Source organism: Actinoallomurus sp. CA-150999 (assembly GCF_050942425.1).
GTDB lineage: Bacteria > Actinomycetota > Actinomycetes > Streptosporangiales > Streptosporangiaceae > Actinoallomurus.
Genome location: NZ_CP192063.1, coordinates 10,477,835 through 10,500,130, shown reverse-complemented (window position 1 = coordinate 10,500,130; position 22,296 = coordinate 10,477,835). Strand labels below are relative to the sequence as shown.

The 22,296-nt window shown below is 68.5% G+C and carries 32 protein-coding genes; all 32 read left to right on the top strand.

What is annotated here, in order from left to right; genetic code table 11:
* The first annotated feature begins 105 nt into the window (after positions 1–105).
* Complete coding sequence (locus ACQP2O_RS48450) at positions 106–2,451, top strand: hypothetical protein (RefSeq protein ID WP_433176424.1); 2,346 nt, start codon at positions 106–108, stop codon at positions 2,449–2,451.
* Positions 2,452–2,910: 459 nt separating this feature from the next.
* Positions 2,911–3,285, top strand: coding sequence for a 30S ribosomal protein S12 (gene rpsL / locus ACQP2O_RS48445; RefSeq protein ID WP_019632621.1), 375 nt, complete (start codon positions 2,911–2,913; stop codon positions 3,283–3,285).
* 1 nt (position 3,286) lies between these two features.
* Entirely contained in the window at positions 3,287–3,757 is a 471-nt protein-coding gene (gene rpsG / locus ACQP2O_RS48440; protein ID WP_252780395.1) for a 30S ribosomal protein S7, read from the top strand.
* Positions 3,758–3,798: 41 nt separating this feature from the next.
* On the top strand, positions 3,799–5,910 hold the full coding sequence (gene fusA / locus ACQP2O_RS48435) for an elongation factor G (protein WP_433176421.1): 2,112 nt from the start codon (positions 3,799–3,801) through the stop codon (positions 5,908–5,910).
* A gap of 77 nt (positions 5,911–5,987) precedes the next feature.
* Positions 5,988–7,181, top strand: a complete 1,194-nt coding sequence (gene tuf / locus ACQP2O_RS48430) for an elongation factor Tu (RefSeq protein ID WP_433176419.1) — start codon at positions 5,988–5,990, stop codon at positions 7,179–7,181.
* 103 nt (positions 7,182–7,284) lie between these two features.
* Entirely contained in the window at positions 7,285–7,593 is a 309-nt protein-coding gene (gene rpsJ, locus ACQP2O_RS48425; protein ID WP_360894393.1) for a 30S ribosomal protein S10, read from the top strand.
* Positions 7,594–7,607: 14 nt separating this feature from the next.
* Positions 7,608–8,255, top strand: coding sequence for a 50S ribosomal protein L3 (rplC, locus tag ACQP2O_RS48420; protein ID WP_433176417.1), 648 nt, complete (start codon positions 7,608–7,610; stop codon positions 8,253–8,255).
* The gene (gene rplD / locus ACQP2O_RS48415) at positions 8,256–8,870 is read left to right on the top strand and encodes a 50S ribosomal protein L4 (RefSeq protein WP_433176415.1); all 615 of its coding nucleotides are present in this window, start codon (positions 8,256–8,258) and stop codon (positions 8,868–8,870) included.
* On the top strand, positions 8,867–9,166 hold the full coding sequence (rplW, locus tag ACQP2O_RS48410; protein WP_252780425.1) for a 50S ribosomal protein L23: 300 nt from the start codon (positions 8,867–8,869) through the stop codon (positions 9,164–9,166). The genes rplD and rplW overlap by 4 nt, the downstream gene beginning before the upstream one ends.
* A gap of 41 nt (positions 9,167–9,207) precedes the next feature.
* On the top strand, positions 9,208–10,041 hold the full coding sequence (gene rplB / locus ACQP2O_RS48405) for a 50S ribosomal protein L2 (protein ID WP_433176413.1): 834 nt from the start codon (positions 9,208–9,210) through the stop codon (positions 10,039–10,041).
* Between the two features lie 9 nt (positions 10,042–10,050).
* Positions 10,051–10,332 (top strand): 30S ribosomal protein S19, encoded by a 282-nt coding sequence (rpsS, locus tag ACQP2O_RS48400; protein ID WP_433176411.1) that lies wholly within the window; start codon positions 10,051–10,053, stop codon positions 10,330–10,332.
* 37 nt (positions 10,333–10,369) lie between these two features.
* Positions 10,370–10,750 carry a 50S ribosomal protein L22 gene (gene rplV, locus ACQP2O_RS48395; protein WP_433176409.1) on the top strand — a complete coding sequence of 127 codons (381 nt, stop codon included), beginning with the start codon at positions 10,370–10,372 and terminating at the stop codon, positions 10,748–10,750.
* Positions 10,750–11,610, top strand: a complete 861-nt coding sequence (rpsC, locus tag ACQP2O_RS48390) for a 30S ribosomal protein S3 (RefSeq protein WP_433176407.1) — start codon at positions 10,750–10,752, stop codon at positions 11,608–11,610. The genes rplV and rpsC overlap by 1 nt, the downstream gene beginning before the upstream one ends.
* Before the next feature lie 7 nt (positions 11,611–11,617).
* A complete protein-coding gene (rplP, locus tag ACQP2O_RS48385) occupies positions 11,618–12,037 on the top strand; it encodes a 50S ribosomal protein L16 (protein ID WP_252780460.1) in 420 nt (139 codons plus the stop codon).
* Positions 12,037–12,285, top strand: a complete 249-nt coding sequence (gene rpmC, locus ACQP2O_RS48380; RefSeq protein WP_252780978.1) for a 50S ribosomal protein L29 — start codon at positions 12,037–12,039, stop codon at positions 12,283–12,285. Before rplP ends, rpmC begins: the two co-directional genes overlap by 1 nt.
* Positions 12,278–12,550 (top strand): 30S ribosomal protein S17, encoded by a 273-nt coding sequence (gene rpsQ, locus ACQP2O_RS48375; RefSeq protein WP_433176404.1) that lies wholly within the window; start codon positions 12,278–12,280, stop codon positions 12,548–12,550. The genes rpmC and rpsQ overlap by 8 nt, the downstream gene beginning before the upstream one ends.
* A gap of 79 nt (positions 12,551–12,629) precedes the next feature.
* Positions 12,630–12,998 carry a 50S ribosomal protein L14 gene (rplN, locus tag ACQP2O_RS48370; protein WP_252780494.1) on the top strand — a complete coding sequence of 123 codons (369 nt, stop codon included), beginning with the start codon at positions 12,630–12,632 and terminating at the stop codon, positions 12,996–12,998.
* Positions 12,998–13,312 (top strand): 50S ribosomal protein L24, encoded by a 315-nt coding sequence (gene rplX, locus ACQP2O_RS48365; protein ID WP_433176402.1) that lies wholly within the window; start codon positions 12,998–13,000, stop codon positions 13,310–13,312. Before rplN ends, rplX begins: the two co-directional genes overlap by 1 nt.
* Entirely contained in the window at positions 13,312–13,887 is a 576-nt protein-coding gene (gene rplE / locus ACQP2O_RS48360; RefSeq protein WP_360894420.1) for a 50S ribosomal protein L5, read from the top strand. Before rplX ends, rplE begins: the two co-directional genes overlap by 1 nt.
* Before the next feature lies 1 nt (position 13,888).
* Positions 13,889–14,074, top strand: a complete 186-nt coding sequence (locus ACQP2O_RS48355; protein ID WP_252780511.1) for a type Z 30S ribosomal protein S14 — start codon at positions 13,889–13,891, stop codon at positions 14,072–14,074.
* Positions 14,075–14,197: 123 nt separating this feature from the next.
* Positions 14,198–14,596, top strand: a complete 399-nt coding sequence (gene rpsH / locus ACQP2O_RS48350; protein ID WP_360894424.1) for a 30S ribosomal protein S8 — start codon at positions 14,198–14,200, stop codon at positions 14,594–14,596.
* Positions 14,597–14,612: 16 nt separating this feature from the next.
* Positions 14,613–15,149 (top strand): 50S ribosomal protein L6, encoded by a 537-nt coding sequence (gene rplF, locus ACQP2O_RS48345; protein ID WP_433176399.1) that lies wholly within the window; start codon positions 14,613–14,615, stop codon positions 15,147–15,149.
* Positions 15,150–15,151: 2 nt separating this feature from the next.
* Positions 15,152–15,538 carry a 50S ribosomal protein L18 gene (gene rplR, locus ACQP2O_RS48340; RefSeq protein ID WP_433176397.1) on the top strand — a complete coding sequence of 129 codons (387 nt, stop codon included), beginning with the start codon at positions 15,152–15,154 and terminating at the stop codon, positions 15,536–15,538.
* Positions 15,539–15,584: 46 nt separating this feature from the next.
* Positions 15,585–16,193 carry a 30S ribosomal protein S5 gene (gene rpsE, locus ACQP2O_RS48335; protein WP_345429315.1) on the top strand — a complete coding sequence of 203 codons (609 nt, stop codon included), beginning with the start codon at positions 15,585–15,587 and terminating at the stop codon, positions 16,191–16,193.
* On the top strand, positions 16,190–16,372 hold the full coding sequence (rpmD, locus tag ACQP2O_RS48330; protein ID WP_360894433.1) for a 50S ribosomal protein L30: 183 nt from the start codon (positions 16,190–16,192) through the stop codon (positions 16,370–16,372). The genes rpsE and rpmD overlap by 4 nt, the downstream gene beginning before the upstream one ends.
* A 1-nt stretch (position 16,373) precedes the next feature.
* A complete protein-coding gene (gene rplO / locus ACQP2O_RS48325) occupies positions 16,374–16,826 on the top strand; it encodes a 50S ribosomal protein L15 (RefSeq protein WP_433176394.1) in 453 nt (150 codons plus the stop codon).
* 157 nt (positions 16,827–16,983) lie between these two features.
* The gene (gene secY, locus ACQP2O_RS48320) at positions 16,984–18,285 is read left to right on the top strand and encodes a preprotein translocase subunit SecY (RefSeq protein WP_433191416.1); all 1,302 of its coding nucleotides are present in this window, start codon (positions 16,984–16,986) and stop codon (positions 18,283–18,285) included.
* On the top strand, positions 18,285–18,938 hold the full coding sequence (locus ACQP2O_RS48315; protein ID WP_345429318.1) for an adenylate kinase: 654 nt from the start codon (positions 18,285–18,287) through the stop codon (positions 18,936–18,938). Before secY ends, ACQP2O_RS48315 begins: the two co-directional genes overlap by 1 nt.
* A 67-nt stretch (positions 18,939–19,005) precedes the next feature.
* Positions 19,006–19,806 carry a type I methionyl aminopeptidase gene (map, locus tag ACQP2O_RS48310; RefSeq protein ID WP_433176391.1) on the top strand — a complete coding sequence of 267 codons (801 nt, stop codon included), beginning with the start codon at positions 19,006–19,008 and terminating at the stop codon, positions 19,804–19,806.
* Positions 19,807–19,987: 181 nt separating this feature from the next.
* A complete protein-coding gene (locus tag ACQP2O_RS48305) occupies positions 19,988–20,425 on the top strand; it encodes a DUF1707 domain-containing protein (RefSeq protein WP_433176389.1) in 438 nt (145 codons plus the stop codon).
* Positions 20,426–20,528: 103 nt separating this feature from the next.
* Positions 20,529–21,338, top strand: a complete 810-nt coding sequence (locus tag ACQP2O_RS48300) for an alpha/beta fold hydrolase (RefSeq protein WP_433176387.1) — start codon at positions 20,529–20,531, stop codon at positions 21,336–21,338.
* Between the two features lie 37 nt (positions 21,339–21,375).
* Complete coding sequence (locus tag ACQP2O_RS48295) at positions 21,376–22,242, top strand: helix-turn-helix domain-containing protein (RefSeq protein ID WP_433176385.1); 867 nt, start codon at positions 21,376–21,378, stop codon at positions 22,240–22,242.
* Positions 22,243–22,296 lie beyond the last annotated feature (54 nt).

Genomic DNA, 22,296 nt, shown 5'->3' with positions numbered 1-22,296 from the left:
CGATCTGACCGGGAAGGCCGTGCGACACCGGCCTTCGGGTGAGGTCGTGCGGCCGGCCTGCCGAAGGCGAGTCGCCCGCGGAGCCGGCGCTGAAGGAGTCTGACGATGACCGAGCAGAACGGCGGCCAGGGATCCCACTGGCCACCGCCTGACCAACAAGGATCGTCCGAACCGCCCGACAGCGACAAGGGCGCCGCCCCAGGCGGGCAGGACCAGCCGAAGGACGCGGCGCCGCCCGCGCCGCCGGCGCCGCCCGCGCCCGAGGAACCGTCCGAGGACATCCTCGAGTCGGGCCGCACGGTCATGTTCCGCGCCCCGAGGCGTCCCGCCACCCCGCCTGCGCCCGCCGAGGGCGACGACCAGGCGGAGAGTGGCGCGAGCACGCCCGGCGAGCAGGCACCGCCGCCGTACGGGCCCCCCGGGCAGCCGGGGACGCCTCCGGGCGCGCCGCCCGCCCACGGCACCCCGGGGGCACCGCCTCCGCCGCCTCCCTACGGTCAGCAGCCGTACGGCCAGCCGGGCACACCCCCGCCGTACGGCCAGCAGCCCTATGGACAGCAGCCCTACGGCCAGCCGGGCGAGCAGCCCCCGCCGCCGTACGGCCAGCAGCCTTATGGCCAGCCGCCTGCCGGCCAGCCGCCCTACGGGCAGCCGGGCACGCCCCCGCCGTACGGTCAGCAGCCCTACGGCCAGCCGGGCACGCCTCCGCCCTACGGTCAGCAGCCCTACGGGCAGCCGGGCGAGCAGGCCTCTCCGTACCCCCCGCCGGGTCAGCAGCCCCCGTACGGCCAGCCAGGTGAGCAGCCGGGTGCTGCGCCCTATGGCCAGCCGGGGGAGCAGCCGGGCTCCCCGTACGGCCAGCAGCCGGGTGCGCCCTACGGTCAGCAGGGGGAGCCGTCGGCGCCGCCGTACGGGCCGCCTGGCGAGCAGCCGAACACGTCGTACGGCTCACCGGGAGAGCAGCCGGGCCCGTCCTATGGCCAGCCGGGCCAGCAGCCCGGGGCGCCCTACGGGCAGCAGCCGTACGGACAGCCGCCCGCGGGCCCGTCCTCGTACGGCCAGCCGTCCGGCGAGCAGGGCGGGCAGCAGCAGCCGTCGTACGGCGAGCCGGGGCCCTACGGGCAGCCTGGATACTCCCAGCCGTACGCTCAGCAGCCCTTCGGCCAGAGCGCTCCACCGTTCGGCGAGCAGGAGAGCGGGTCCTCGGCCCCGTCGCCGGGCACGGAGGAGGACGACGGCGAGCGCACCACGATCGCGCCGCCGTCGGGCTCGACCGGTGAACAGTCGGCTCCGCCTGCGGACGGTGGCTTCAACGCCGCCGCGACCACGGCCTTCCGGCCCTCCGAGGGCGAGGAGGGCACCGGGAGCACGGGCGAGCAGCTGCCTCCATCGTCGTTCGGGACGGCGTCTCCGGCGGCCGGCGGCACCGACCTGCCGCAGCCGCCCTCCACGATGCTGGACCGGCCGCTCGACGTGGAGTCCTCCGGCGGCGAGCAGTCGTCGGGGACCGGCGATCTGCCGGTCTTCGGCGCTCCCGCGGGCGACGCCCCCGCGTTCGGCGCCCCGGGTGAGGGCGAGTCCGCGCCGAGCGGGTCCCAGCCGGGCGACGACCAGAGCGATGACGAGAGCGGCGGCACGGAGCGCACGATGCTCGTGCCTCCTCCGGAGGCGGGCTTCGCGGCCCAGAGCCGGGTGGACGAGGACCCCCGTCCGTACGGCTCGGACCAGCCTCCTGGCGCGGCGCCGGACATCGACGGCATGAGCACCACCGCCTTCGGCCAGCCGCCGGCTCCGGCGCCCTCCTCGACCGGGGAGCAGCCGCCGTACGCCGGGCAGCCGGTCGGTGACTCCGGTCCGCTGCCGTGGGCGCCTCCGACGCCCGGTGGAGAGTCGGGCGGGGGACCGCAGCACGACTCCGGCCCGCAGGCCTTCGGCCAGGGGCCAGGGCAGCCGCAGGGCTTCCCGCAGCAGGGCTACGGTCAGCAGGGCTACGGCCAGCAGCAGGGGTACGGCCAGCAGCCGGGCCCCGGACAGCAGCAGGCCCAAGGCCCGCAGGGCACCGGCCCCCAGGGGCAGCCTCAGGGCCAGCAGGCCTATGGTCAGCAGGGCTACGGCGAGCAGCGGCAGGACCAGCAGGGCGCCGGTCCGCAGGGGCCGGGCCAGCAGGCTTACGGTCAGCAGGGCTACGGCCAGCAGCAGGGTTACGGCCAGCCCGGTCAGCAGCAGCCCGGCCAGCAGGGCTATGGCCAGCAGCAGGCGTACGGGCAGGGGCAGCAGCCGTCGCCGTACGGCGGGCAGCAGTCCTTCGGCCAGGAGGGCGGCTTCCCCGGCTACGGCCAGGCGCAGTCCTCCTCCCGAGAGGACGAGTCGCGGCGCAAGCTCTTCATCGCGCTCGGCGCCGGCGCGGTGGTGCTGGTGATCCTCATCCTCGTGCTGATCCTCGCCTTGTAAGCCTGGGAGTTCGGGGGTGCCTCTTTCCTCCGAGCGGACGCGTAGGTCAGAATGCCGACGGGAACATCCGTCGGCATTCTGACGTTCTCCACGTGAACGTCCCCCGGCGATTTTCGGCGTGGCGGGGCTTGTTTTGACCTCACGCGCAGGTGTTAGGTAGTCTCTCCCTTCGTGCCCGCGGGTTCGCGGGTTCAACGTGCGTGCACAGCCGGTCGTGGCGACCATCCTCGCGATGGTGATCCCTGACCAGCGTGCGGTGCGGATTCGACTCCCCCGAGTTGGTCGGCCCATTTGTGGGCCGCCGAAGATGTGGCCGGCGCGACACGCCCGACCACGGGGGTGGGGGACGAGGACAAAACTGCAGGTCCTGGCCGCGTAAGTGGTTCGAGACCTGGTGTCGTGCGAGAGCACGGCAGCCAACCAGACTTACCGGCTCGGTACGAGGAAGACGGAGACGCGGTGCCCACGATCCAGCAGCTGGTCCGCAAGGGCCGCCAGGACAAGGTGACCAAGAACAAGACCCCGGCGCTCAAGGGGAGCCCGCAGCGCCGTGGCGTCTGCACGCGCGTCTACACGACGACGCCTAAGAAGCCCAACTCGGCGCTTCGCAAGGTCGCCCGTGTCCGGCTGACGAGCGGGATCGAGGTCACGGCCTACATCCCCGGCGTCGGACACAACCTGCAGGAGCACTCCATCGTGCTCGTGCGCGGTGGCCGTGTGAAGGACCTCCCCGGTGTCCGCTACAAGATCATCCGGGGGTCGCTCGACACCCAGGGTGTTCGGAACCGGAAGCAGGCGCGCAGCCGCTACGGCGCGAAGAAGGAGAAGAGCTGACATGCCTCGCAAGGGTCCCGCAGGCAAGCGCCAGTTGATCGCTGACCCGGTGTACAACTCGCCGCTGGTCACCTCGCTGGTCAACAAGGTCCTGCTCGACGGCAAGCGGTCGATCGCGCAGAGCATCGTTTACGACGCACTCGAGGGTTGCCGCGAGAAGACCGGCAACGACCCGGTCGTGACGCTGAAGCGTGCGCTCGACAACGTGAAGCCGACCCTTGAGGTCCGCAGCCGGCGTGTCGGTGGCGCCACGTACCAGGTGCCGGTCGAGGTGCGCCCGGCCCGCAGCACGACGCTGGCGCTGCGCTGGCTGGTGCTGTACGCCCGGCAGCGCCGCGAGAAGACGATGACCGAGCGGCTGATGAACGAGCTGCTCGACGCGAGCAATGGCCTCGGCGCGAGTGTCAAGAAGCGCGAGGACACCCACAAGATGGCGGAGTCCAACAAGGCCTTCGCGCACTACCGCTGGTAATCACCAGCACCTAGTCGTACGAGAACACGAGGACGCGAGAAGTGGCTACCAAGACCGGCGTAGACCTGGCCAAGGTCCGGAACATCGGGATCATGGCCCATATCGACGCGGGCAAGACCACCACCACCGAGCGGATCCTGTACTACACCGGCGTCAACTACAAGATCGGTGAGGTTCATGAGGGCGCTGCCACCATGGACTGGATGGAACAGGAGCAGGAGCGCGGCATCACGATCACGTCCGCCGCGACCACCTGCCACTGGACGGTTGACGACGTCGATCACACCATCAACATCATCGACACGCCCGGTCACGTCGACTTCACCGTCGAGGTGGAGCGCTCGCTGCGCGTTCTCGACGGTGCGGTGGCGGTGTTCGACGGCGTCGCCGGCGTCGAGCCGCAGTCGGAGACGGTCTGGCGGCAGGCCGACCGCTACAACGTGCCGCGGATCTGCTTCGTCAACAAGCTGGACCGCGTCGGCGCGGAGTTCCACCGCTGCGTCGACATGATCGTGGACCGGCTGAACGCCACCCCGCTGGTGCTGCAGATCCCGATCGGCGCCGAGGCCGACTTCAAGGGCGTCGTGGACCTGGTCCGCAAGAAGGCCCTGGTGTGGAGCGCCGAGGCCGCCAAGGGCGAGATGTACGACGTCGTCGACATCCCCGACACGCACGTCGATGCCGCGCGTGAGTGGCACGACAAGCTGGTCGAGACCCTGGCCGAGGCCGACGACGAGATCATGGAGCTGTACCTCGAGGGCCACGAGCCCACGACGGAGCAGCTGATCCCGGCCATCCGCCGGGCCACGATCGCCGGCAAGCTCACCCCGGTCACCTGCGGCACCGCGTTCAAGAACAAGGGCGTCCAGCCGCTGCTCGACGCGATCGTCAACTACCTCCCCTCGCCGCTCGACGTCGAGGCCATCAAGGGCCACGACATGCGCGACGAGGAGAAGGTGATCGAGCGCAAGCCGAGCGAGGACGAGCCGTTCTCGGCGCTGGCGTTCAAGATCATGAGCGACCCGCACCTCGGCAAGCTGACCTTCATCCGTGTCTACTCGGGTGTGTTGGAGTCCGGTTCCTCGGTCCTGAACAGCGTGAAGGACCGCAAGGAGCGCATCGGCAAGATCTACCGCATGCACGCGAACAAGCGTGAGGAGATCGAGCGCGTGGGCGCCGGCGACATCGTCGCGGTGATGGGTCTGAAGCAGACCACCACCGGCGAGACGCTGTGCGACGACAAGAACCCGGTCATCCTGGAGTCGATGACCTTCCCGGCCCCGGTCATCAACGTCGCGATCGAGCCGAAGACAAAGGTCGACCAGCAGAAGCTGGGCACCGCGATCCAGCGGCTCGCCGAGGAGGACCCGTCCTTCCAGGTGCGGACCGACGAGGAGACCGGCCAGACCATCATCTCCGGCATGGGCGAGCTGCACCTCGAGGTGCTGGTCGACCGCATGAAGCGCGAGTTCAAGGTCGAGGCCAACGTCGGCCGGCCGCAGGTCGCCTACCGCGAGACCATCCGCCGCAAGGTGGAGAAGGTCGAGTACACCCACAAGAAGCAGACGGGTGGCTCCGGCCAGTTCGGTCGCGTGATCATCGACCTGGAGCCGCTCGGCGGCGGTAGCGACGGCTACGAGTTCGAGAACAAGGTCACCGGTGGCCGCATCCCGCGGGAGTACATCCCGTCGGTGGACGCGGGCTGCCAGGAGGCGGCCGAGTTCGGCGTGCTCGCCGGCTACCCGCTCGTCGGCGTCAAGGTGACGCTGCGGGACGGCGCCTACCACGAGGTCGACTCCTCGGAAATGGCGTTCAAGATCGCCGGATCCATGGCGTTCAAGGAGGCGGCCCGCAAGGCCGACGCCACGCTGCTGGAGCCGATGATGGCCGTCGAGGTGACCACGCCCGAGGACTACATGGGCGACGTCATCGGCGACCTGAACAGCCGCCGAGGCCAGATCCAGGAGATGGGCGAGCGCTCCGGCGTCCGCGTCATCAAGGCGATCGTCCCGCTCTCGGAGATGTTCGGCTACGTGGGTGACCTGCGCAGCAAGACCCAGGGCCGGGCGGTGTTCACCATGCAGTTCGACTCCTACGCCGAGGTTCCGGGGAACGTCGCGCAGGAGATCATCGCCAAGGTACGGGGCGAATAACCGCACCGCGGCGCAAGACCAACCACTGAAGGAATGCGGTCGTTCAGACGGCCGAGGATCGGAACAAGGAGACACCGGTGGCCAAGGCCAAGTTCGAGCGGACGAAGCCGCACGTAAACATCGGCACCATTGGACACATCGACCACGGTAAGACCACGCTTACCGCGGCGATTACCAAGGTGCTCCATGACAAGCACCCCGACCTCAACCCCTTCACGCCGTTCGAGGACATCGACAAGGCGCCGGAGGAGCGCGAGCGGGGCATCACGATCTCGATCGCCCACGTCGAGTACCAGACGGAGAAGCGTCACTACGCTCACGTCGACTGCCCGGGTCACGCCGACTACATCAAGAACATGATCACCGGTGCCGCGCAGATGGACGGCGCGATCCTGGTGGTGGCGGCGACCGACGGCCCGATGCCGCAGACCAAGGAGCACGTGCTCCTGGCCCGCCAGGTCGGCGTTCCGTACATCGTCGTGGCCCTCAACAAGGCCGACATGGTCGACGACGAGGAGATCCTCGAGCTCGTCGAGCTCGAGGTCCGTGAGCTGCTGTCCGAGTACGAGTTCCCGGGCGACGACGTTCCGGTCGTCCGCGTCTCGGCGCTCAAGGCCCTCGAGGGCGACGCCGAGTGGGGCGCGAAGATCGCCGAGCTCATGGACGCCTGCGACGAGAACATCCCGCAGCCGGTCCGTGAGACGGACAAGCCGTTCCTGATGCCGATCGAGGACGTCTTCTCGATCACCGGCCGCGGCACCGTCGTCACCGGCCGCATCGAGCGTGGCATCGTCCACGTGAACGAGACCGTCGACATCATCGGCATCAAGGACACCGCGACCACCACCACGGTCACCGGCGTCGAGATGTTCCGCAAGCTGCTCGACGAGGGCCAGGCGGGCGACAACGTCGGCCTCCTGCTCCGTGGCATCAAGCGCGAGGACGTCGAGCGCGGCCAGTGTGTCATCAAGCCGGGCACGAACACCCCGCACACCGAGTTCGAGGCGCAGGTCTACATCCTGTCCAAGGACGAGGGCGGCCGGCACACGCCGTTCTTCAACAACTACCGCCCGCAGTTCTACTTCCGGACCACGGACGTGACGGGCGTCGTGCACCTGCCCGAGGGCACCGAGATGGTCATGCCGGGCGACAACACCGAGATGCGCGTCGAGCTCATCCAGCCCATCGCGATGGAGGAAGGCCTCCGCTTCGCGATCCGCGAGGGCGGCCGCACCGTCGGTGCCGGCCGTGTGACCAAGATTCTCAAGTAGTAACCACCGCGAGGCGGCGGCCGGGCTCGCCACAGAGTCCGGCCGCCGCACCGCGAGATAGCAGACCCAGCGGCACTAGGAAGCAAAGGACACCGAGGCCACCATGGCGGGACAGAAGATCCGCATCCGGCTCAAGGCCTACGACCACGAGATCATCGACTCTTCGGCGCGCAAGATCGTCGAAACGGTGACGCGCACGGGCGCGAAGGTCGCCGGCCCGGTGCCGCTGCCGACCGAGAAGAACGTGTACTGCGTCATCCGCTCGCCGCACAAGTACAAGGACAGCCGCGAGCACTTTGAGATGCGCACGCACAAGCGCCTGATCGACATCATCGATCCGACGCCCAAGACGGTCGACTCGCTCATGCGGCTCGACCTTCCGGCCGGCGTCGACATCGAGATCAAGCTCTAAGGACGCTTCGAGAGATGAGTAAGCAGAGAAAGGGCGTCCTGGGCGAGAAGCTCGGCATGACCCAGGTTTTCGACGATGAGGGCCGGATCGTGCCGGTAACCGTCGTCCAGGCCGGGCCGTGTGTCGTCACCCGGGTCCGCACGCCAGAGACCGACGGCTACTCCGCCGTCCAGCTCGGCTTCGGCCAGATCGACCCGCGCAAGGTGAACAAGCCCGCCACCGGGCACTTCGAGAAGGCCGGCGTCACGCCGCGCCGTCACCTCGTCGAACTGCGCACCGACGACGCCACCGAGTACGAGCTCGGCCAGGAGATCACCGTTGAGGTGTTCGAGGCGGGCCAGCGGATCGACGTCACCGGCCGCAGCAAGGGCAAGGGCACCGCGGGTGTCATGAAGCGCCACGGCTTCAAGGGCCTCAGCGCCTCGCACGGCACCCAGCGCAAGCACCGTTCGCCGGGTTCGATCGGCGGGTGCGCCACCCCGGGTCGCGTGTTCAAGGGCCTGCGCATGGCCGGTCGGTACGGCAACGCCCGCATCACCGTCCAGAACCTCACCGTGCACGCCATCGACACCGAGAAGAACCTGCTGCTGATCAAGGGCGCGGTTCCCGGTCCGAACGGCGGCCTCGTCCTGGTTCGCACCGCCGCGAAGGGGGCGAAGTAAGTGACCACCAAACTGGAGATCGAGCTGGCCCCGGAGCTCTTCGAGGCCAAGGTCAACGTGCCACTGATCCACCAGGTGGTCGTGGCCCAGCTGGCCGCCGCTCGCCAGGGCACGCACAAGACGAAGACCCGCGGTGAGGTCTCCGGTGGCGGCAAGAAGCCGTACCGGCAGAAGGGCACCGGTCGCGCTCGTCAGGGCTCCACCCGTGCGCCGCAGTTCGCCGGCGGTGGCATCGTCCACGGCCCGCAGCCGCGCTCGTACGAGCAGAAGACGCCGAAGAAGATGAAGGCGGCCGCGCTGCGCGGCGCGCTGTCGGACCGCGCCCGCTACGGCCGGGTGCACGTGGTGTCGAGCCTGATCGAGGGCGACACGCCCAAGACCAAGACGGCGCTGAGCGCGCTCCGTGGGATCACCGAGGCGCAGAAGGTGCTCCTGGTGCTCGACCGCGAGGACGAGCTCACCTGGAAGAGCCTCCGCAACGTCCCCGAGATCCACGTGATCGTCGAGGACCAGCTCAACACCTACGACGTGCTCTGCAACGACGAGGTGGTGTTCACCGAGGCCGCGTACCAGGCGTTCGTGAGCCGTGTGAGCGGGAAGGAGAGCGCGAAGTGAAGATCGCCGACCCGCGCGACATCCTCATCGCGCCCGTGATCTCCGAGAAGAGCTACGGGCTGCTCGATGAGAACAAGTACACGTTCGAGGTCCGCACCGACGCCAACAAGACCCAGATCCGGCAGGCCGTCGAGGCCGTCTTCGGGGTCAAGGTGACGGGCGTGAACACCATCAACCGGCAGGGCAAGCGCAAGCGCACCCGGTTCGGTTACGGCAAGCGCAAGGACACCAAGCGGGCCATCGTGAGCCTGGCCGACGGTGAGCGGATCGACATCTTCGGAGGCCCGGTCAGCTGACCGGGGCACCGAAGAGACGAAATAGAGGATGAACGAAAAAGATGGGCATCCGTAAGTACAAGCCGACGACCCCGGGCCGTCGCGGTTCGAGTGTGGCCGACTTCGTCGAGGTCACCCGGACCGAGCCCGAGAAGTCGCTGGTGCGTCCGCTCCCGAAGAAGGGCGGCCGTAACACGCACGGCCGCATCACCGCCCGCCACCAGGGCGGTGGCCACAAGCGGGCCTACCGCGTCATCGACTTCCGGCGCGCCGACAAGGACGGCGTCCCCGCGAAGGTCGCGCACATCGAGTACGACCCGAACCGCACCGCGCGGATCGCGCTGCTGCACTACGCCGACGGGGAGAAGCGCTACATCCTCTGCCCGACCGGCGTGAAGCAGGGCGACGCGATCGAGAACGGTCCGGGCGCCGACATCAAGCCGGGCAACTGCCTGCCGCTGCGCAACATCCCCACCGGTACGGTCGTGCACGCCATCGAGCTGCGGCCGGGCGGCGGCGCCAAGCTGGCCCGGTCGGCCGGCTCCGGCGCGCAGCTGCTGGCCAAGGAGGGCAAGTACGCCACGCTGCGTATGCCCTCCGGTGAGATGCGCATGGTCGACGTCCGCTGCCGCGCCACCGTCGGTGAGGTCGGCAACTCGGAGCAGTCGAACATCAACTGGGGTAAGGCCGGCCGTATGCGGTGGAAGGGCAAGCGCCCGACCGTCCGCGGTGTCGCGATGAACCCGATCGACCACCCGCACGGTGGTGGTGAGGGCAAGACCTCCGGTGGTCGTCACCCGTCGAGCCCCTGGGGCCAGCCCGAGGGCCGCACCCGTAAGGCGAACAAGCCGTCCGATCGGCTCATCGTCCGTCGTCGTAGCAAGAAGAAGCGGTAGGAGCCCACGATGCCACGTAGCCTTAAGAAGGGCCCTTTCGTGGACGGCCACCTTCAGAAGAAGGTGGACGTACAGAACGAGAAGGGCACCAAGAACGTCATCAAGACGTGGTCGCGGCGCTCCATGATCGTTCCCGACATGCTCGGGCACACGATCGCCGTGCACGACGGCCGCAAGCACGTTCCCGTGTTCGTCACCGAGGCCATGATCGGTCACAAGCTCGGGGAGTTCGCCCCGACGCGGACGTTCAAGGGCCACATCAAGGAAGACCGCCGCAGCCGCCGAGGCTGAGCGAAACCGCAGAAGGTACGAGAGCGAGGAAACAGCGATGGAAGCCAGGGCCCAGGCGCGGTACGCCCGCGTCACGCCCAGAAAGGCCCGCCGCGTGGTGGACCTCATCCGTGGCCTGCCGGCCACGGAGGCTCAGGCGGTGCTGCGGTTCGCCCCTCAGGCTGCGAGTGAGCCGGTGTACAAGGTGCTCTCGAGCGCCATCGCCAACGCCGAGCACAACAACCAGCTCGAGGTCGACACGCTCGTTGTGAGCCGGGCGTGGGTGGACGAGGGACCGACGCTGAAGCGTTACCGCCCGCGGTCGATGGGGCGCGCCTACCGCATCAACAAGCGGACGAGCCACATCACCGTCGTGGTGGAGTCGCGGCCGGAGGGCGAGAAGTCCAACGGCCGTAAGAAGACGAGGAGGACCCGCTAGTGGGGCAGAAGATCAACCCGCACGGGTTCCGGTTGGGCATCACCACCGACTTCAAGAGCCGGTGGTACGCCGACAAGCTATACAAGGACTACGTCAAGGAAGACGTGGCGATCCGCCGGATGCTGACCCGCGGCATGGACCGCGCCGGCATCTCCAAGGTCGAGATCGAGCGCACCCGTGACCGCGTCCGCGTCGACATCCACACCGCCCGTCCCGGCATCGTCATCGGCCGGCGGGGCGCGGAGGCCGACCGCATCCGCGGCGACCTCGAGAAGCTGACCGGCAAGCAGGTCCAGCTGAACATCCTCGAGGTCAAGAACCCGGAGGTCGACGCTCAGCTCGTCGCCCAGGGCGTTGCCGAGCAGCTGTCCAGCCGGGTCGCGTTCCGCCGTGCGATGCGTAAGGCGATCCAGAGCGCCATGAAGAGCGGCGCGAAGGGCATCAAGGTCCAGTGCGGCGGCCGCCTCGGCGGCGCCGAGATGTCGCGCTCGGAGTTCTACCGCGAGGGCCAGGTGCCCCTGCACACGCTCCGCGCCGACATCGACTACGGCTTCTACGAGGCCCGGACCACCTTCGGCCGGATCGGCGTGAAGGTCTGGATCTACAAGGGCGAGGCGCCGACGAGCCGCGCCGAGCGCGAGGCGCAGCAGGCCAAGGAGCGGGCCGCCGGTGGCGGTCGCCGCGAGCGGCCGCAGCGTCGTGGCGGCGGTGGCGGTGGCGGCGGCGGTGGCCGTCGCGGCGAGCGCGGTGGCGACCGTGGTGGCGACCGCGGCGGCCGGCAGCAGCAGACCGCGTCCGCGCCCGCCGAGCAGCAGTCGAACGAGGCGGCCACGCCGTCCAGCACGGGTGAGGGGAGCTGAATTACCAATGCTGATCCCTCGCAGGGTCAAGCACCGCAAGCAGCACCACCCGAAGCGGCGTGGGATGGCCAAGGGCGGCACGAAGGTCACCTTCGGCGAGTACGGCATTCAGGCCGTCGAGGGCGCCTACGTGACCAACCGGCAGATCGAGGCCGCTCGTATCGCCATGACCCGGCACATCAAGCGTGGCGGAAAGGTGTGGATCAACATCTACCCCGACCGTCCGCTGACCAAGAAGCCGGCCGAGACCCGGATGGGTTCCGGTAAGGGTTCGCCGGAGTGGTGGATCGCCAACGTCAAGCCCGGACGCGTGATGTTCGAGCTGGCCGGCGTTCCGGAGCCGCTGGCTCGCGAGGCGCTCCGCCGCGCGATGCACAAGCTCCCCATGAAGTGCAAGTTCGTGAAGCGTGAAGTGGGTGAGGCGTGATGGCCAAGGGCCTTACCGCTGACGATCTGCGGACCCAGCCCGAGGCTGAGCTCGTCACCAAGCTCAAGGAGGCGAAGGAGGAGCTGTTCAACCTCCGCTTCCAGGCGGCGACGGGCCAGCTCGAGACTCACGGACGGCTTCGGGAAGTGAAGCGGGAGATCGCCCGCATCTACACCGTGATGCGGGAGCGTGAGCTCGGCATCGTCGAGTTCGCCGAAGAGCCCGTGGAGGAGTCCACCGATGAGTGAGCAGAACACCGAGGCGCGGAACTACCGCAAGATCCGTGAGGGTCTCGTGGTCAGCGACAAGATGGACAAGACCGTCGTCGTCGCCGTCGAGGACCGCGTCAAGCACCCGCTGTACGGCAAGATCATCCGCCGTACGACCAAGTACAAGGCGCACGACGAGGGCAACGCCTGTGGCGTCGGCGACCGGGTTCGTCTCATGGAGACCCGGCCGATGTCCGCCACCAAGCGGTGGCGCGTCGTGGAGATCCTTGAGAAGGCCAAGTAACTGGCAGTCGCCGCCAAGCGACTGAGGATCGAATCCGCCAGGCTCACAACGAGAACCGGCGGGAAATACAGGAGTAGACGTGATCCAGCAGGAGTCGCGACTCAAGGTCGCCGACAACACGGGTGCCAAGGAGATCTTGTGCATCCGCGTTCTCGGCGGCTCGGGTCGGCGCTATGCGGGCATCGGTGACATCATCGTCGCCACCGTGAAGGACGCCCTTCCCGGTGCCGGCGTCAAGAAGGGTGATGTCGTTAAGGCCGTCGTCGTGCGCACCCGCAAGGAGCGGGGCCGTCCCGACGGCTCCTACATCCGCTTCGACGAGAACGCGGCCGTCCTGATCAAGGACGGCGGCGACCCGCGCGGCACGCGCATCTTCGGCCCGGTCGGCCGGGAGCTGCGTGAGAAGCGGTTCATGCGCATCATCTCGCTGGCGCCGGAGGTGCTGTGATGAAGATCAAGAAGGGCGACGAGGTCGTCGTCATCGCCGGCAAGGACAAGGGCGCGACCGGGAAGGTCATCCTGGCCGACCCGAAGGGCGATCGCGTGGTCGTCGAGGGCGTGAACATGGTCAAGCGCCACACCAAGGAGACGAACCAGGGCCCGCGTGGCGCCAAGGAAGGCGGGGTCGTCACCAAGGAGGGGCCGATCGACGTCAGCAACGTGATGTTGCTGGAGAACGGCAAGCGCACTCGCGTCGGCTACCGCATCAACGACGACGGCACGAAGGTTCGTATCTCGCGCCGTACCGGTAAGGAAATCTGATGACCGCCGACACGACTACGCAAGAGACCCCGCAGCCGAGGCTCAAGCTGCGCTACCGCGAGGAGATCGCGAAGGCGCTGAAGGAAGAGTTCGGCTACGCCAACGTCATGCAGATCCCGGGCGTGACCAAGGTCAAGGTCAACATGGGTGTCGGTGACGCCGCCCGCGACTCGAAGCTCATCGAGGGCGCGGTGCGCGACCTGACGACCATCACCGGCCAGAAGCCCGCGGTCGCCCGCGCGAAGAAGTCCATCGCGCAGTTCAAGCTGCGTGAGGGCATGCCGATCGGCGCGCACGTGACGCTGCGCGGCGACCGCATGTGGGAGTTCCTCGACCGGCTGCTCTCGCTGGCGCTGCCCCGCATCCGTGACTTCCGCGGCCTGTCGCCTAAGCACTTCGACGGCAACGGCAACTACACGTTCGGGCTCACCGAGCAGGTGATGTTCCATGAGATCGACCCCGACAAGGTCGACCGCCAGCGCGGCATGGACATCACGATCGTGACCACCGCGAAGACCGACGACGAGGGTCGGGCGCTCCTGCGAGCCCTGGGCTTCCCGTTCAAGGAGAACTGAGATGGCGAAGAAGGCTCTGATCGCCAAGGCGAACCGGAAGCCCAAGCACGCCGTGCGCGCCTACACTCGGTGCTCGCGGTGCGGGCGTCCGCGTGCCGTCTTCCGCAAGTTCGGCCTGTGCCGGATCTGCTTCCGGGAGATGGCGCACCGCGGCGAGCTGCCCGGCATCACCAAGTCCAGCTGGTAACAGCCAGCTTCTCGATAATGACCGACCGGGCGCCTGGACAGAGGCGCCCACGACCGCGTCGTAGGTCCGGGGGACGGAAACATCCCGACGTGCGGAAACCGCGGCGAGGAGGGCCAGTAGGCCATGACGATGACCGACCCGATCGCAGACATGTTGACGCGTCTGCGGAACGCGAATTCGGCGTACCACGACACCGTGAATATGCCGTACTCGAAGATCAAGGCGCACATCGCCGAGATCCTCCAGCAGGAGGGTTACATCTCGGGATGGAGCGTCGAGGACGCCGAGGTCGGCAAGAAGCTCGTAGTCGACCTCAAGTTCGGCCCGAGCCGGGAGCGCTCGATCGCCGGACTCAAGCGGGTGTCCAAGCCGGGCCTGCGGGTCTACGCGAAGAAGGACAACCTGCCGAAGGTCCTCGGTGGTCTCGGCGTCGCGATCATCTCGACGTCCTCCGGCCTCATGACCGACAAGCAGGCCGGCAAGCACGGCGTGGGCGGGGAAGTCCTCGCCTACGTCTGGTGAGGGGAGGGACACAAGCATGTCGCGTATTGGACGTCTGCCCATTCCCGTCCCCAGCGGCGTCGACGTCAAGGTCGATGGCCAGGAGGTCACGGTCAAGGGCCCCAAGGGCGAGCTGAAGCACACGGTGGCCCGGCCGATCGAGGTCGTTCAGGAGAACGGCGAGATCAAGGTCGGTCGCCCCAGCGACGAGGGTCCGATCCGTGCGCTGCACGGCCTCACCCGGTCGCTGATCAACAACATGGTCATCGGCGTGACGCAGGGCTACAGCAAGACGATGGAGATCGTCGGCGTCGGCTACCGCGTCCAGGCCAAGGGCAGCAACCTCGAGTTCTCGCTCGGCTACAGCCACCCGATCACGGTCGAGGCCCCGACGGGCATCAACTTCCGTGTCGAGCGGCCGACGCAGTTCGTCGTCGAGGGCATCGACAAGCAGAAGGTCGGCGAGGTCGCCGCGAACATCCGCAAGCTGCGCAAGCCCGACCCGTACAAGGGCAAGGGCGTGCGGTACCAGGGTGAGCAGATCCGCCGCAAGGTCGGAAAGGCTGGTAAGTAGACATGGCTGCGAGCAAGACTCAGGTCCGTTCGCGGACCGCTTCGCGCGCCGCGTCGCGGACCCGCCGGCACCTGCGCGTCCGCAAGAAGGTCCAGGGCACGCCGCAGCGGCCGCGCCTGGTCGTGACGCGTTCGACCAAGCACATGTTCGCGCAGATCATCGACGACCTGGCCGGTCACACGCTGGCGTCGGCGTCCACGCTGGACGCCACGCTCCGTACGGCCGAGGGCGACAAGACCGCCAAGGCGCGCAAGGTCGGCGAGCTCCTCGCCGAGCGGGCGCGCGAGGCGGGCATCAGCGCGGTGGTCTTCGACCGCGCCGGGCATCGCTACCACGGCCGTATCGCGGCTCTGGCGGACGGCGCCCGAGAGGGCGGGCTGGAGTTCTGATGGCCTGCGAATCGCACCTGATGACGCATGAGAAGAGGAACCACTAATGGCAGCACCACGTCGTGGCGGCGGCGAGCGGCGCGACCGGCGTGATGACCGCCGCGGTGGCGCCGACAAGGGACAGTCGTACATCGAGCGCGTCGTAGCGATCAACCGTGTCGCTAAGGTCGTCAAGGGCGGCCGGCGCTTCAGCTTCACGGCGCTCGTCGTCGTGGGTGACGGCAACGGCACCGTCGGGGTCGGTTACGGCAAGGCCAAGGAGGTGCCCGCGGCGATCGCCAAGGGCGTCGAGGAGGCCAAGAAGCACTTCTTCAAGGTGCCGCGCATCCAGGGCACCATCCCGCACACCAGCCAGGGTGAGGAGGCCGCGGGCGTCGTCATGCTCAAGCCGGCCAGCCCCGGTACCGGTGTGATCGCGGGTGGCCCGGTGCGCGCGGTGCTGGAGTGCGCGGGCATCCACGACGTCCTGTCGAAGTCGCTGGGCTCGTCCAACGCCATCAACATCGTGCACGCGACGGTCGCGGCTCTCAAGCAGCTCAACCGGCCCGAGGAGATCGCGGCCAAGCGTGGGCTGCCGATCGAGGACGTCGCCCCGGCCGCGATGCTCCGTGCCCGTGCTGCGGGCAGCGAGCCCCGGCAGGAGGCGGCATCGTGAGCAACCTGAAGATCACGCAGGTGAAGTCGCAGATCGGTGGCAAGCAGAACCAGCGTGACACCCTGCGTACGCTCGGGCTCAAGCGGATCGGCCACAGCGTCGTCCGCGAGGACCGCCCCGAGGTGCTCGGGATGATCAACACCGTTCGCCACCTCGTGACCGTCGAGGAGGTCGACTGACATGGGCGCAGAGACCCCGCTGAGGCCGCATCACCTGCGGCCCGCGCCGGGCGCGCACAAGGCCAAGGTCCGCAAGGGCCGTGGTGAGGCGTCCAAGGGCAAGACCGCCGGACGCGGTACGAAGGGCACGAAGGCCCGGACCACCGTGCCCGTCGGCTTCGAGGGCGGCCAGATGCCGCTGATCCGCCGGGTTCCGAAGCTCAAGGGCTTCAAGAACCCGTTCCGGGTCGAGTACCAGGTCGTGAACGTGGCCAAGATCGCCGAGCTCTTCCCCGAGGGCGGCGAGGTCACGCCGGAGGGCCTGGTGGCGAAGGGCGCCGTGCGCGCCGGCCGCCCGGTCAAGGTCCTCGGTACCGGTGACATCTCCGTAACGGTTCAGGTCAAGGCGCACGCCTTCTCCGGCTCCGCGAAGGAGAAGATCGCTGGTGCCGGAGGCACGGCCGAAGAGCTGTGAGTCAAAGCCCTTGTGGGATTCGCCCCCGCCATACGGTGGCGGGGGCGGCAATCCCCACAAGGGCTGTTAGAGTTCGACCGGCGACACTTTCGCCGCAACTTGAGGATCGACTGAGGCCCGTGAGCGGCCATAGGCCGGAAACCGCGCAGGAGGAATGGTGCTGACCGCGTTCACTCGGGCGTTTCGAACACCCGACCTGCGCAAGAAGCTTCTCTTCACGCTGTTCATCATGGCGGTGTTCCGGCTGGGCTCTCAGCTGCCGGCACCGGGCGTGAACACCGGAGCCGTGCACCGCTGTATCGACACGGTGAGCAAGGGGGCCAACGCCAACGTCTATGGCCTGGTCAACCTGTTCAGCGGCGGCGCGCTGCTGAAGCTTTCGATCTTCGCTCTGGGCATCATGCCCTACATCACGGCGAGCATCATTCTTCAGCTGCTCACCGTGGTGATCCCGCGGCTGGAGGCACTCCGTAAGGAGGGCCAGGCCGGGACCACGAGGATCACCCAGTACACCCGGTATCTGACGATCGGGCTGGCGATTCTTCAGGGCACCGGCATCGTCGCCATGGCGAGCACCGGCAACCTGCTGCAGGGCTGCACCGAGGAACTGCTCTGGAACAAGGGCTGGTTCACCATCGTCACGATGGTCGTCACGATCACGGCGGGCACGTCGGTGATCATGTGGCTGGGCGAGCTGGTGACCGACCGGGGCATCGGCAACGGCATGTCGATCCTGATCTTCACCCAGGTCGTGGCGGTCTTCCCGTCCGAGTTCTGGAACATCTACAAGACCAAGGGCGGCTTCGTCTTCGCGATCGTGCTCGCCGTGGGCGTCGCGATCGTCGCCGGCGTGGTCTTCGTCGAGCAGGCGCAGCGCCGCATCCCGGTGCAGTACGCCAAGCGGATGGTCGGCCGCCGGATGTACGGCGGCACCTCGACCTACATCCCGCTCAAGGTGAACCAGGCGGGCGTCATCCCCGTCATCTTCGCCTCGTCGCTGCTGTACCTCCCGCAGCTGATCGTGCAGATGTGGCACAGCTCGAACCCGATCGCCACGTTCATCTCCAAGTACCTGGTCAAGGGCGATCATCCGATCTACATGGCCCTGTACTTCCTGCTGATCATCTTCTTCACCTACTTCTACGTCGCGATCACGTTCAACCCGACCGAGGTCGCGGACAACATGAAGAAGTACGGTGGGTTCATTCCGGGCATCCGCCCGGGCCGGCCGACCGCCGAGTACCTCGACTACGTGCTCACGCGGATCACCGCGCCCGGCGCGCTCTACCTCGGACTGATCGCGCTGGTGCCGATGGTGGCGTTCGGCCTCATCGGGGCCAGTCAGAACTTCCCCTTCGGTGGCACCAGCATCCTGATCATGGTCGGCGTCGGGCTGGACACGGTGAAGCAGATCGAGAGCCAACTCCAGCAGCGTAACTACGAGGGCTTCCTGCGGTAGTGCGTATCGTGCTTGTGGGCCCCCCGGGAGCGGGCAAGGGGACTCAGGCCCAGTTCATCTCATCGCACCTGTCGGTCCCGAAGATCTCGACAGGTGACATCTTCCGCGCCAACGTGAGCGGCAATACGCCCCTCGGCCGCAAGGCCAAGGAGTACATGGACCGCGGTGACCTCGTTCCCGACGAGGTCACCATCGCGATGGTGCGCGACCGGCTGGCCGAAGACGACGCGCAGGAAGGCTTCCTGCTCGACGGCTTCCCGCGCAACGTGCCGCAGGCGGAGACCCTCAAGAAGATCCTCTCCGAGATGGATCAGCGGCTCGACCTGGTCCTCGAGCTCGTGGTCGAGAACGACGAGGTCGTACGCCGGCTGTCCGGGCGCCGCACCTGTCGAAAGTGCGGGCGGATCTGGCACGTGGCGTTCGACCCGCCGTCCAAGGAGGGCGTCTGCGACGTCTGCGGCGGCGAGCTGTTCCAGCGTGACGACGACCGCGAGGAGACCATCAGGCACCGCCTGGAGGTCTACCAGGAACAGACCGCGCCTCTTGCGTCGTTCTACGCCGATGAGGGCATTCTGGTCGGTATCGACGCGACTGGGCCCGTCGAAGAGGTCACCGAGAGGGCGCTCGCCGCGCTTCGTCCGTTCACCGATTGACCCTGGGTGGGGGAGGCGCGGCCGGTGACCCCCGGGCGCGCCCCGGATCTACCTGCGGAGCATAAGAGTGTGGAAGAAGCGTAAGCCGGCCATTCAGATCAAGACGCCGGGCGAACTGGACGTGATGCGCGAGGCGGGCCTCGTCGTCGGCCGTACGCTCCAGACGCTTGTCGAGGCCGTCAAGCCCGGCATCACGACGGCGGACCTCGACGCCATCGCCGAGGAGTCGATCCGCTCAGCGGGCGCGACACCGTCGTTCAAGGGCTACCAGGGGTTCCCGGCCTGCATCTGCACCTCGATCAACGAGGAGATCGTGCACGGCATCCCGAACCCGTCCAAGGTGCTCGCCGAGGGCGACGTCATCTCGATCGACTGCGGCGCGATCGTCGACGGCTGGCACGGCGACTCGGCCGTGACCGTGCCCGTCGGCGAGATCACCGCCGAGGAGCGCAGACTCCTTGAGGTCTGCGAGGAGTCGCTGTGGCGCGGCCTGGCGGCCGGGCGGGTCGACGGCCGGCTGAGCGACATCGGCAACGCCGTCGAGACGTACGTCCGCGGGCAGGGCGACTACGGCATCGTCGAGGAGTACGTCGGCCACGGCATCGGCACCGAGATGCACATGGACCCGGCGGTGCCCAACTACGGGCAGCCGGGCCGCGGGCCGCTCCTGGTCCCCGGCATGTGCTTCGCGGTCGAGCCCATGGTCAATCTGGGGACGGCCGAGACGATCCTGCTCGAGGACGAGTGGACGGTCATCACCGCCGACGGCCGCCGCTCGGCGCACTTCGAGCACACCTTCGCCGTCACCGAGGACGGCCCGTGGGTCCTGACGGCCCTCGACGGCGGGGAGCGCCTGAAGTCCTCCTGACCGGCCGACTCCGATCCGCCGGTTCGTCGCCTGGACGCCACAGGGCGTCGGCCCGGCGGAAGCCGACTCCGCCCGGGTGCCCGGTTCGGACAGGCGGACGGCTGTGGCGGCGGTGGAAAGTGGCGCGGTACGGCGTAGCCTCTGGATTGAGGGTTTTGGGGGCTCCTGAGGAGGATCAACAATGGCGTTCAATCCTGAGATACGGGCCTCCGACGCCGACCGTGACCGGGTCGCGGCGGCGTTGCGGGAGCACTGTGCTCAGGGGCGCATCGGCGTCGACGAGCTGAACGAGCGCCTCGACGTCGCCTACCGCGCGCGGACGCTCGGCGACCTGCAGAAGGTGACGAGCGACCTTCCCGAAGAGGACATGTACGAACTCCCGGTGCCGGCGTACCGCCGCTCGACGCCCGCGCGCCGTCCGTCGGGCGAGGTGTACCGGAAAGGCATGCGCGCGGGCTGGGCGTCGTACGCCTCGATCAACCTGGTCTGCATCGTGATCTGGTTGCTGACCGCCGTGTCATCGGGCGCCTGGTACCCCTGGTGGATCTGGGTCGCCGGCCCCTGGGGCGCGTTGCTGCTGGCCGGTCAGCTCTTCGGCTCCCACGAAGAACGCCGCTGAGCGGAGCCCGTCAAGAGCCGTCGGCGCCATGACCGGCGGTCGTCGACTCCACGGCGACATTTGTCCAAGACCGACGGTCGGCGGCCCATGCATCATTCCCCGCATGAGTGAGTACGACGTTGAGCGCTCGCCTGGGATGCACGTGGTCCACGACGGCCCGCGGCAGGCGCCGCCGCTGTTGCTCATCCACGGCTCGGGGGCTGCGGGCGGCTGCTGGAGCCCGATGGTCCCGGCACTGGCCGGCCACCATCACGTGATCCGGGTCGACCTGCCGGGCTGCGGTCAGTCCCCGCCCGCGCCGTCATACGAGGTGCCCGCGCAGGCGGGCCGGGTGGCGGCGCTGCTCGACGACCTCGGCCTTCGTCACATCGCCGTGGCGGGGCACTCCAGCGGCGGCTACGTCGCCACCGCGCTCGCCGAACGGCGCCCCGACCTGGTCGGGTCGCTCGCGCTGATCAGCACCGGCCCGAGTCTCGACGCGTTCCTCCCGCAGCCGGTCCTCCTCCGGGTTCTGTTGGGTCCGCCTTTCGGCGCGATTCTCTGGTCGAGGCGTTCGGATGCGGTGATCCGCAAGGGGATCGGCGTGACGGCGGCCGGCCCGGTGGACGTCCCGGACGACCTGGTCGCCGGGGTACGGGGCATCACATACCGCGCGTTCAGGGCGGTGCTGCGCCAGAACAGCGCGTACATCGTCGAGCGGAGCGTCCCCGAGCGTCTCGCCGCCCTCGAGGTCCCCGTGCTGGTGATCTTCGGCAATGCCGACCCCCGGTGGGACCCGTCGTCGGCGCACCAGTACGACGCGGTGCCCGGCGCGCGGGTCGAGCTGCTGCCCGGGGTCGGGCACCTCCCCATCCTCGAAGCGCCCGAGACGACCGGCGAACTGCTGCTCGGCTTCACGGCGACGGACCGCTGACACCCCGCTCGTGATCCCTGAGTCCTACGCTGGTCAGGTGCCGTCGACGGGGACACTCGACTGGGCGTGGGTGGACGTCGCCGTCCCGCGCCCGTCAGGTCGGCTGCCAGGGATCAGCATGGCCGGGTTCCGCCATCGTGCCCCCGTATCCGTGGACATCGCTATGGTCGCGCACCCATCCGTCACCCTGCTCATCGACCTGAGCGAGGGAGGCATCGTCTACGACACCCATGGCCGGCACCAGCGCGGCAGTGTCGTCATCGGGCTCCTCCCCGGCGATCTTCGGGCAGCCGGCCGGGGGAAGAGCGAGTGCCTCCAGATCCGGCTGGAGCCGGTCGCGGCGGCTGCGATACTCGGTGTATCGCCCGAGCTCAGCGGGGCGATGGTATCCCTCGCGGACGTCTGGGGCCGCGACGCCGGGCGAGCCGAGGACAGGCTGCGCGCCGCCACGTCGTGGGACGAACGGTTCGCGATCGCGGCGGAGATCCTCGGCCGCCGGCTGGGCACCCGCCCACCGGTCGATCCGGAGGTCGCCCACACCTGGCGGCGGATGCTCACCAGCCAAGGGCGGGTGCGGGTCGAGGGCCTGGCCTACGAGGTCGGCTGGAGCCGCAAGCGCCTGTGGTCCCGCTTCCGGTCCCAGCTCGGCATCACGCCCAAACGCGCGGCCGGACTGGTGCGGTTCGACCACGCCGCCCACCTTCTCGCGGCGGGTCACGCCGCCGCCGGCGTCGCCGCCGAGAGCGGCTACGTCGACCAGTCCCACCTCCACCGCGAGGTCAAGACGTTCGCCGGGCTCACGCCCACGGCCGTGGCCACCGCGCCGTGGCTCGCGATCGACGACGTCGCGTGGCCGACTTCATCGCCGACCGTTGCCGGCAGGCCGGCTCTTCGGCTCCCCTGAGCAAGGCCGCTGAGCCTCCCAGGGCCGCCGACGCCATGACCGGCGGCGCATCGC

Coding starts and splice junctions, on each gene's coding strand:
- ACQP2O_RS48450 (WP_433176424.1), top strand. CDS start 106: ATGACCGAGCAGAACGGCGGCCAGGGATCCCACTGGCCACCGCCTGAC.
- rpsG (WP_252780395.1), top strand. CDS start 3,287: ATGCCTCGCAAGGGTCCCGCAGGCAAGCGCCAGTTGATCGCTGACCCG.
- rpsJ (WP_360894393.1), top strand. CDS start 7,285: ATGGCGGGACAGAAGATCCGCATCCGGCTCAAGGCCTACGACCACGAG.
- rplC (WP_433176417.1), top strand. CDS start 7,608: ATGAGTAAGCAGAGAAAGGGCGTCCTGGGCGAGAAGCTCGGCATGACC.
- rplB (WP_433176413.1), top strand. CDS start 9,208: ATGGGCATCCGTAAGTACAAGCCGACGACCCCGGGCCGTCGCGGTTCG.
- rpsS (WP_433176411.1), top strand. CDS start 10,051: ATGCCACGTAGCCTTAAGAAGGGCCCTTTCGTGGACGGCCACCTTCAG.
- rplV (WP_433176409.1), top strand. CDS start 10,370: ATGGAAGCCAGGGCCCAGGCGCGGTACGCCCGCGTCACGCCCAGAAAG.
- rplP (WP_252780460.1), top strand. CDS start 11,618: ATGCTGATCCCTCGCAGGGTCAAGCACCGCAAGCAGCACCACCCGAAG.
- rpmC (WP_252780978.1), top strand. CDS start 12,037: ATGGCCAAGGGCCTTACCGCTGACGATCTGCGGACCCAGCCCGAGGCT.
- rpsQ (WP_433176404.1), top strand. CDS start 12,278: ATGAGTGAGCAGAACACCGAGGCGCGGAACTACCGCAAGATCCGTGAG.
- rplX (WP_433176402.1), top strand. CDS start 12,998: ATGAAGATCAAGAAGGGCGACGAGGTCGTCGTCATCGCCGGCAAGGAC.
- rplE (WP_360894420.1), top strand. CDS start 13,312: ATGACCGCCGACACGACTACGCAAGAGACCCCGCAGCCGAGGCTCAAG.
- ACQP2O_RS48355 (WP_252780511.1), top strand. CDS start 13,889: ATGGCGAAGAAGGCTCTGATCGCCAAGGCGAACCGGAAGCCCAAGCAC.
- rpsH (WP_360894424.1), top strand. CDS start 14,198: ATGACGATGACCGACCCGATCGCAGACATGTTGACGCGTCTGCGGAAC.
- rplF (WP_433176399.1), top strand. CDS start 14,613: ATGTCGCGTATTGGACGTCTGCCCATTCCCGTCCCCAGCGGCGTCGAC.
- rplR (WP_433176397.1), top strand. CDS start 15,152: ATGGCTGCGAGCAAGACTCAGGTCCGTTCGCGGACCGCTTCGCGCGCC.
- rpsE (WP_345429315.1), top strand. CDS start 15,585: ATGGCAGCACCACGTCGTGGCGGCGGCGAGCGGCGCGACCGGCGTGAT.
- rplO (WP_433176394.1), top strand. CDS start 16,374: ATGGGCGCAGAGACCCCGCTGAGGCCGCATCACCTGCGGCCCGCGCCG.
- ACQP2O_RS48305 (WP_433176389.1), top strand. CDS start 19,988: ATGGCGTTCAATCCTGAGATACGGGCCTCCGACGCCGACCGTGACCGG.
- ACQP2O_RS48300 (WP_433176387.1), top strand. CDS start 20,529: ATGAGTGAGTACGACGTTGAGCGCTCGCCTGGGATGCACGTGGTCCAC.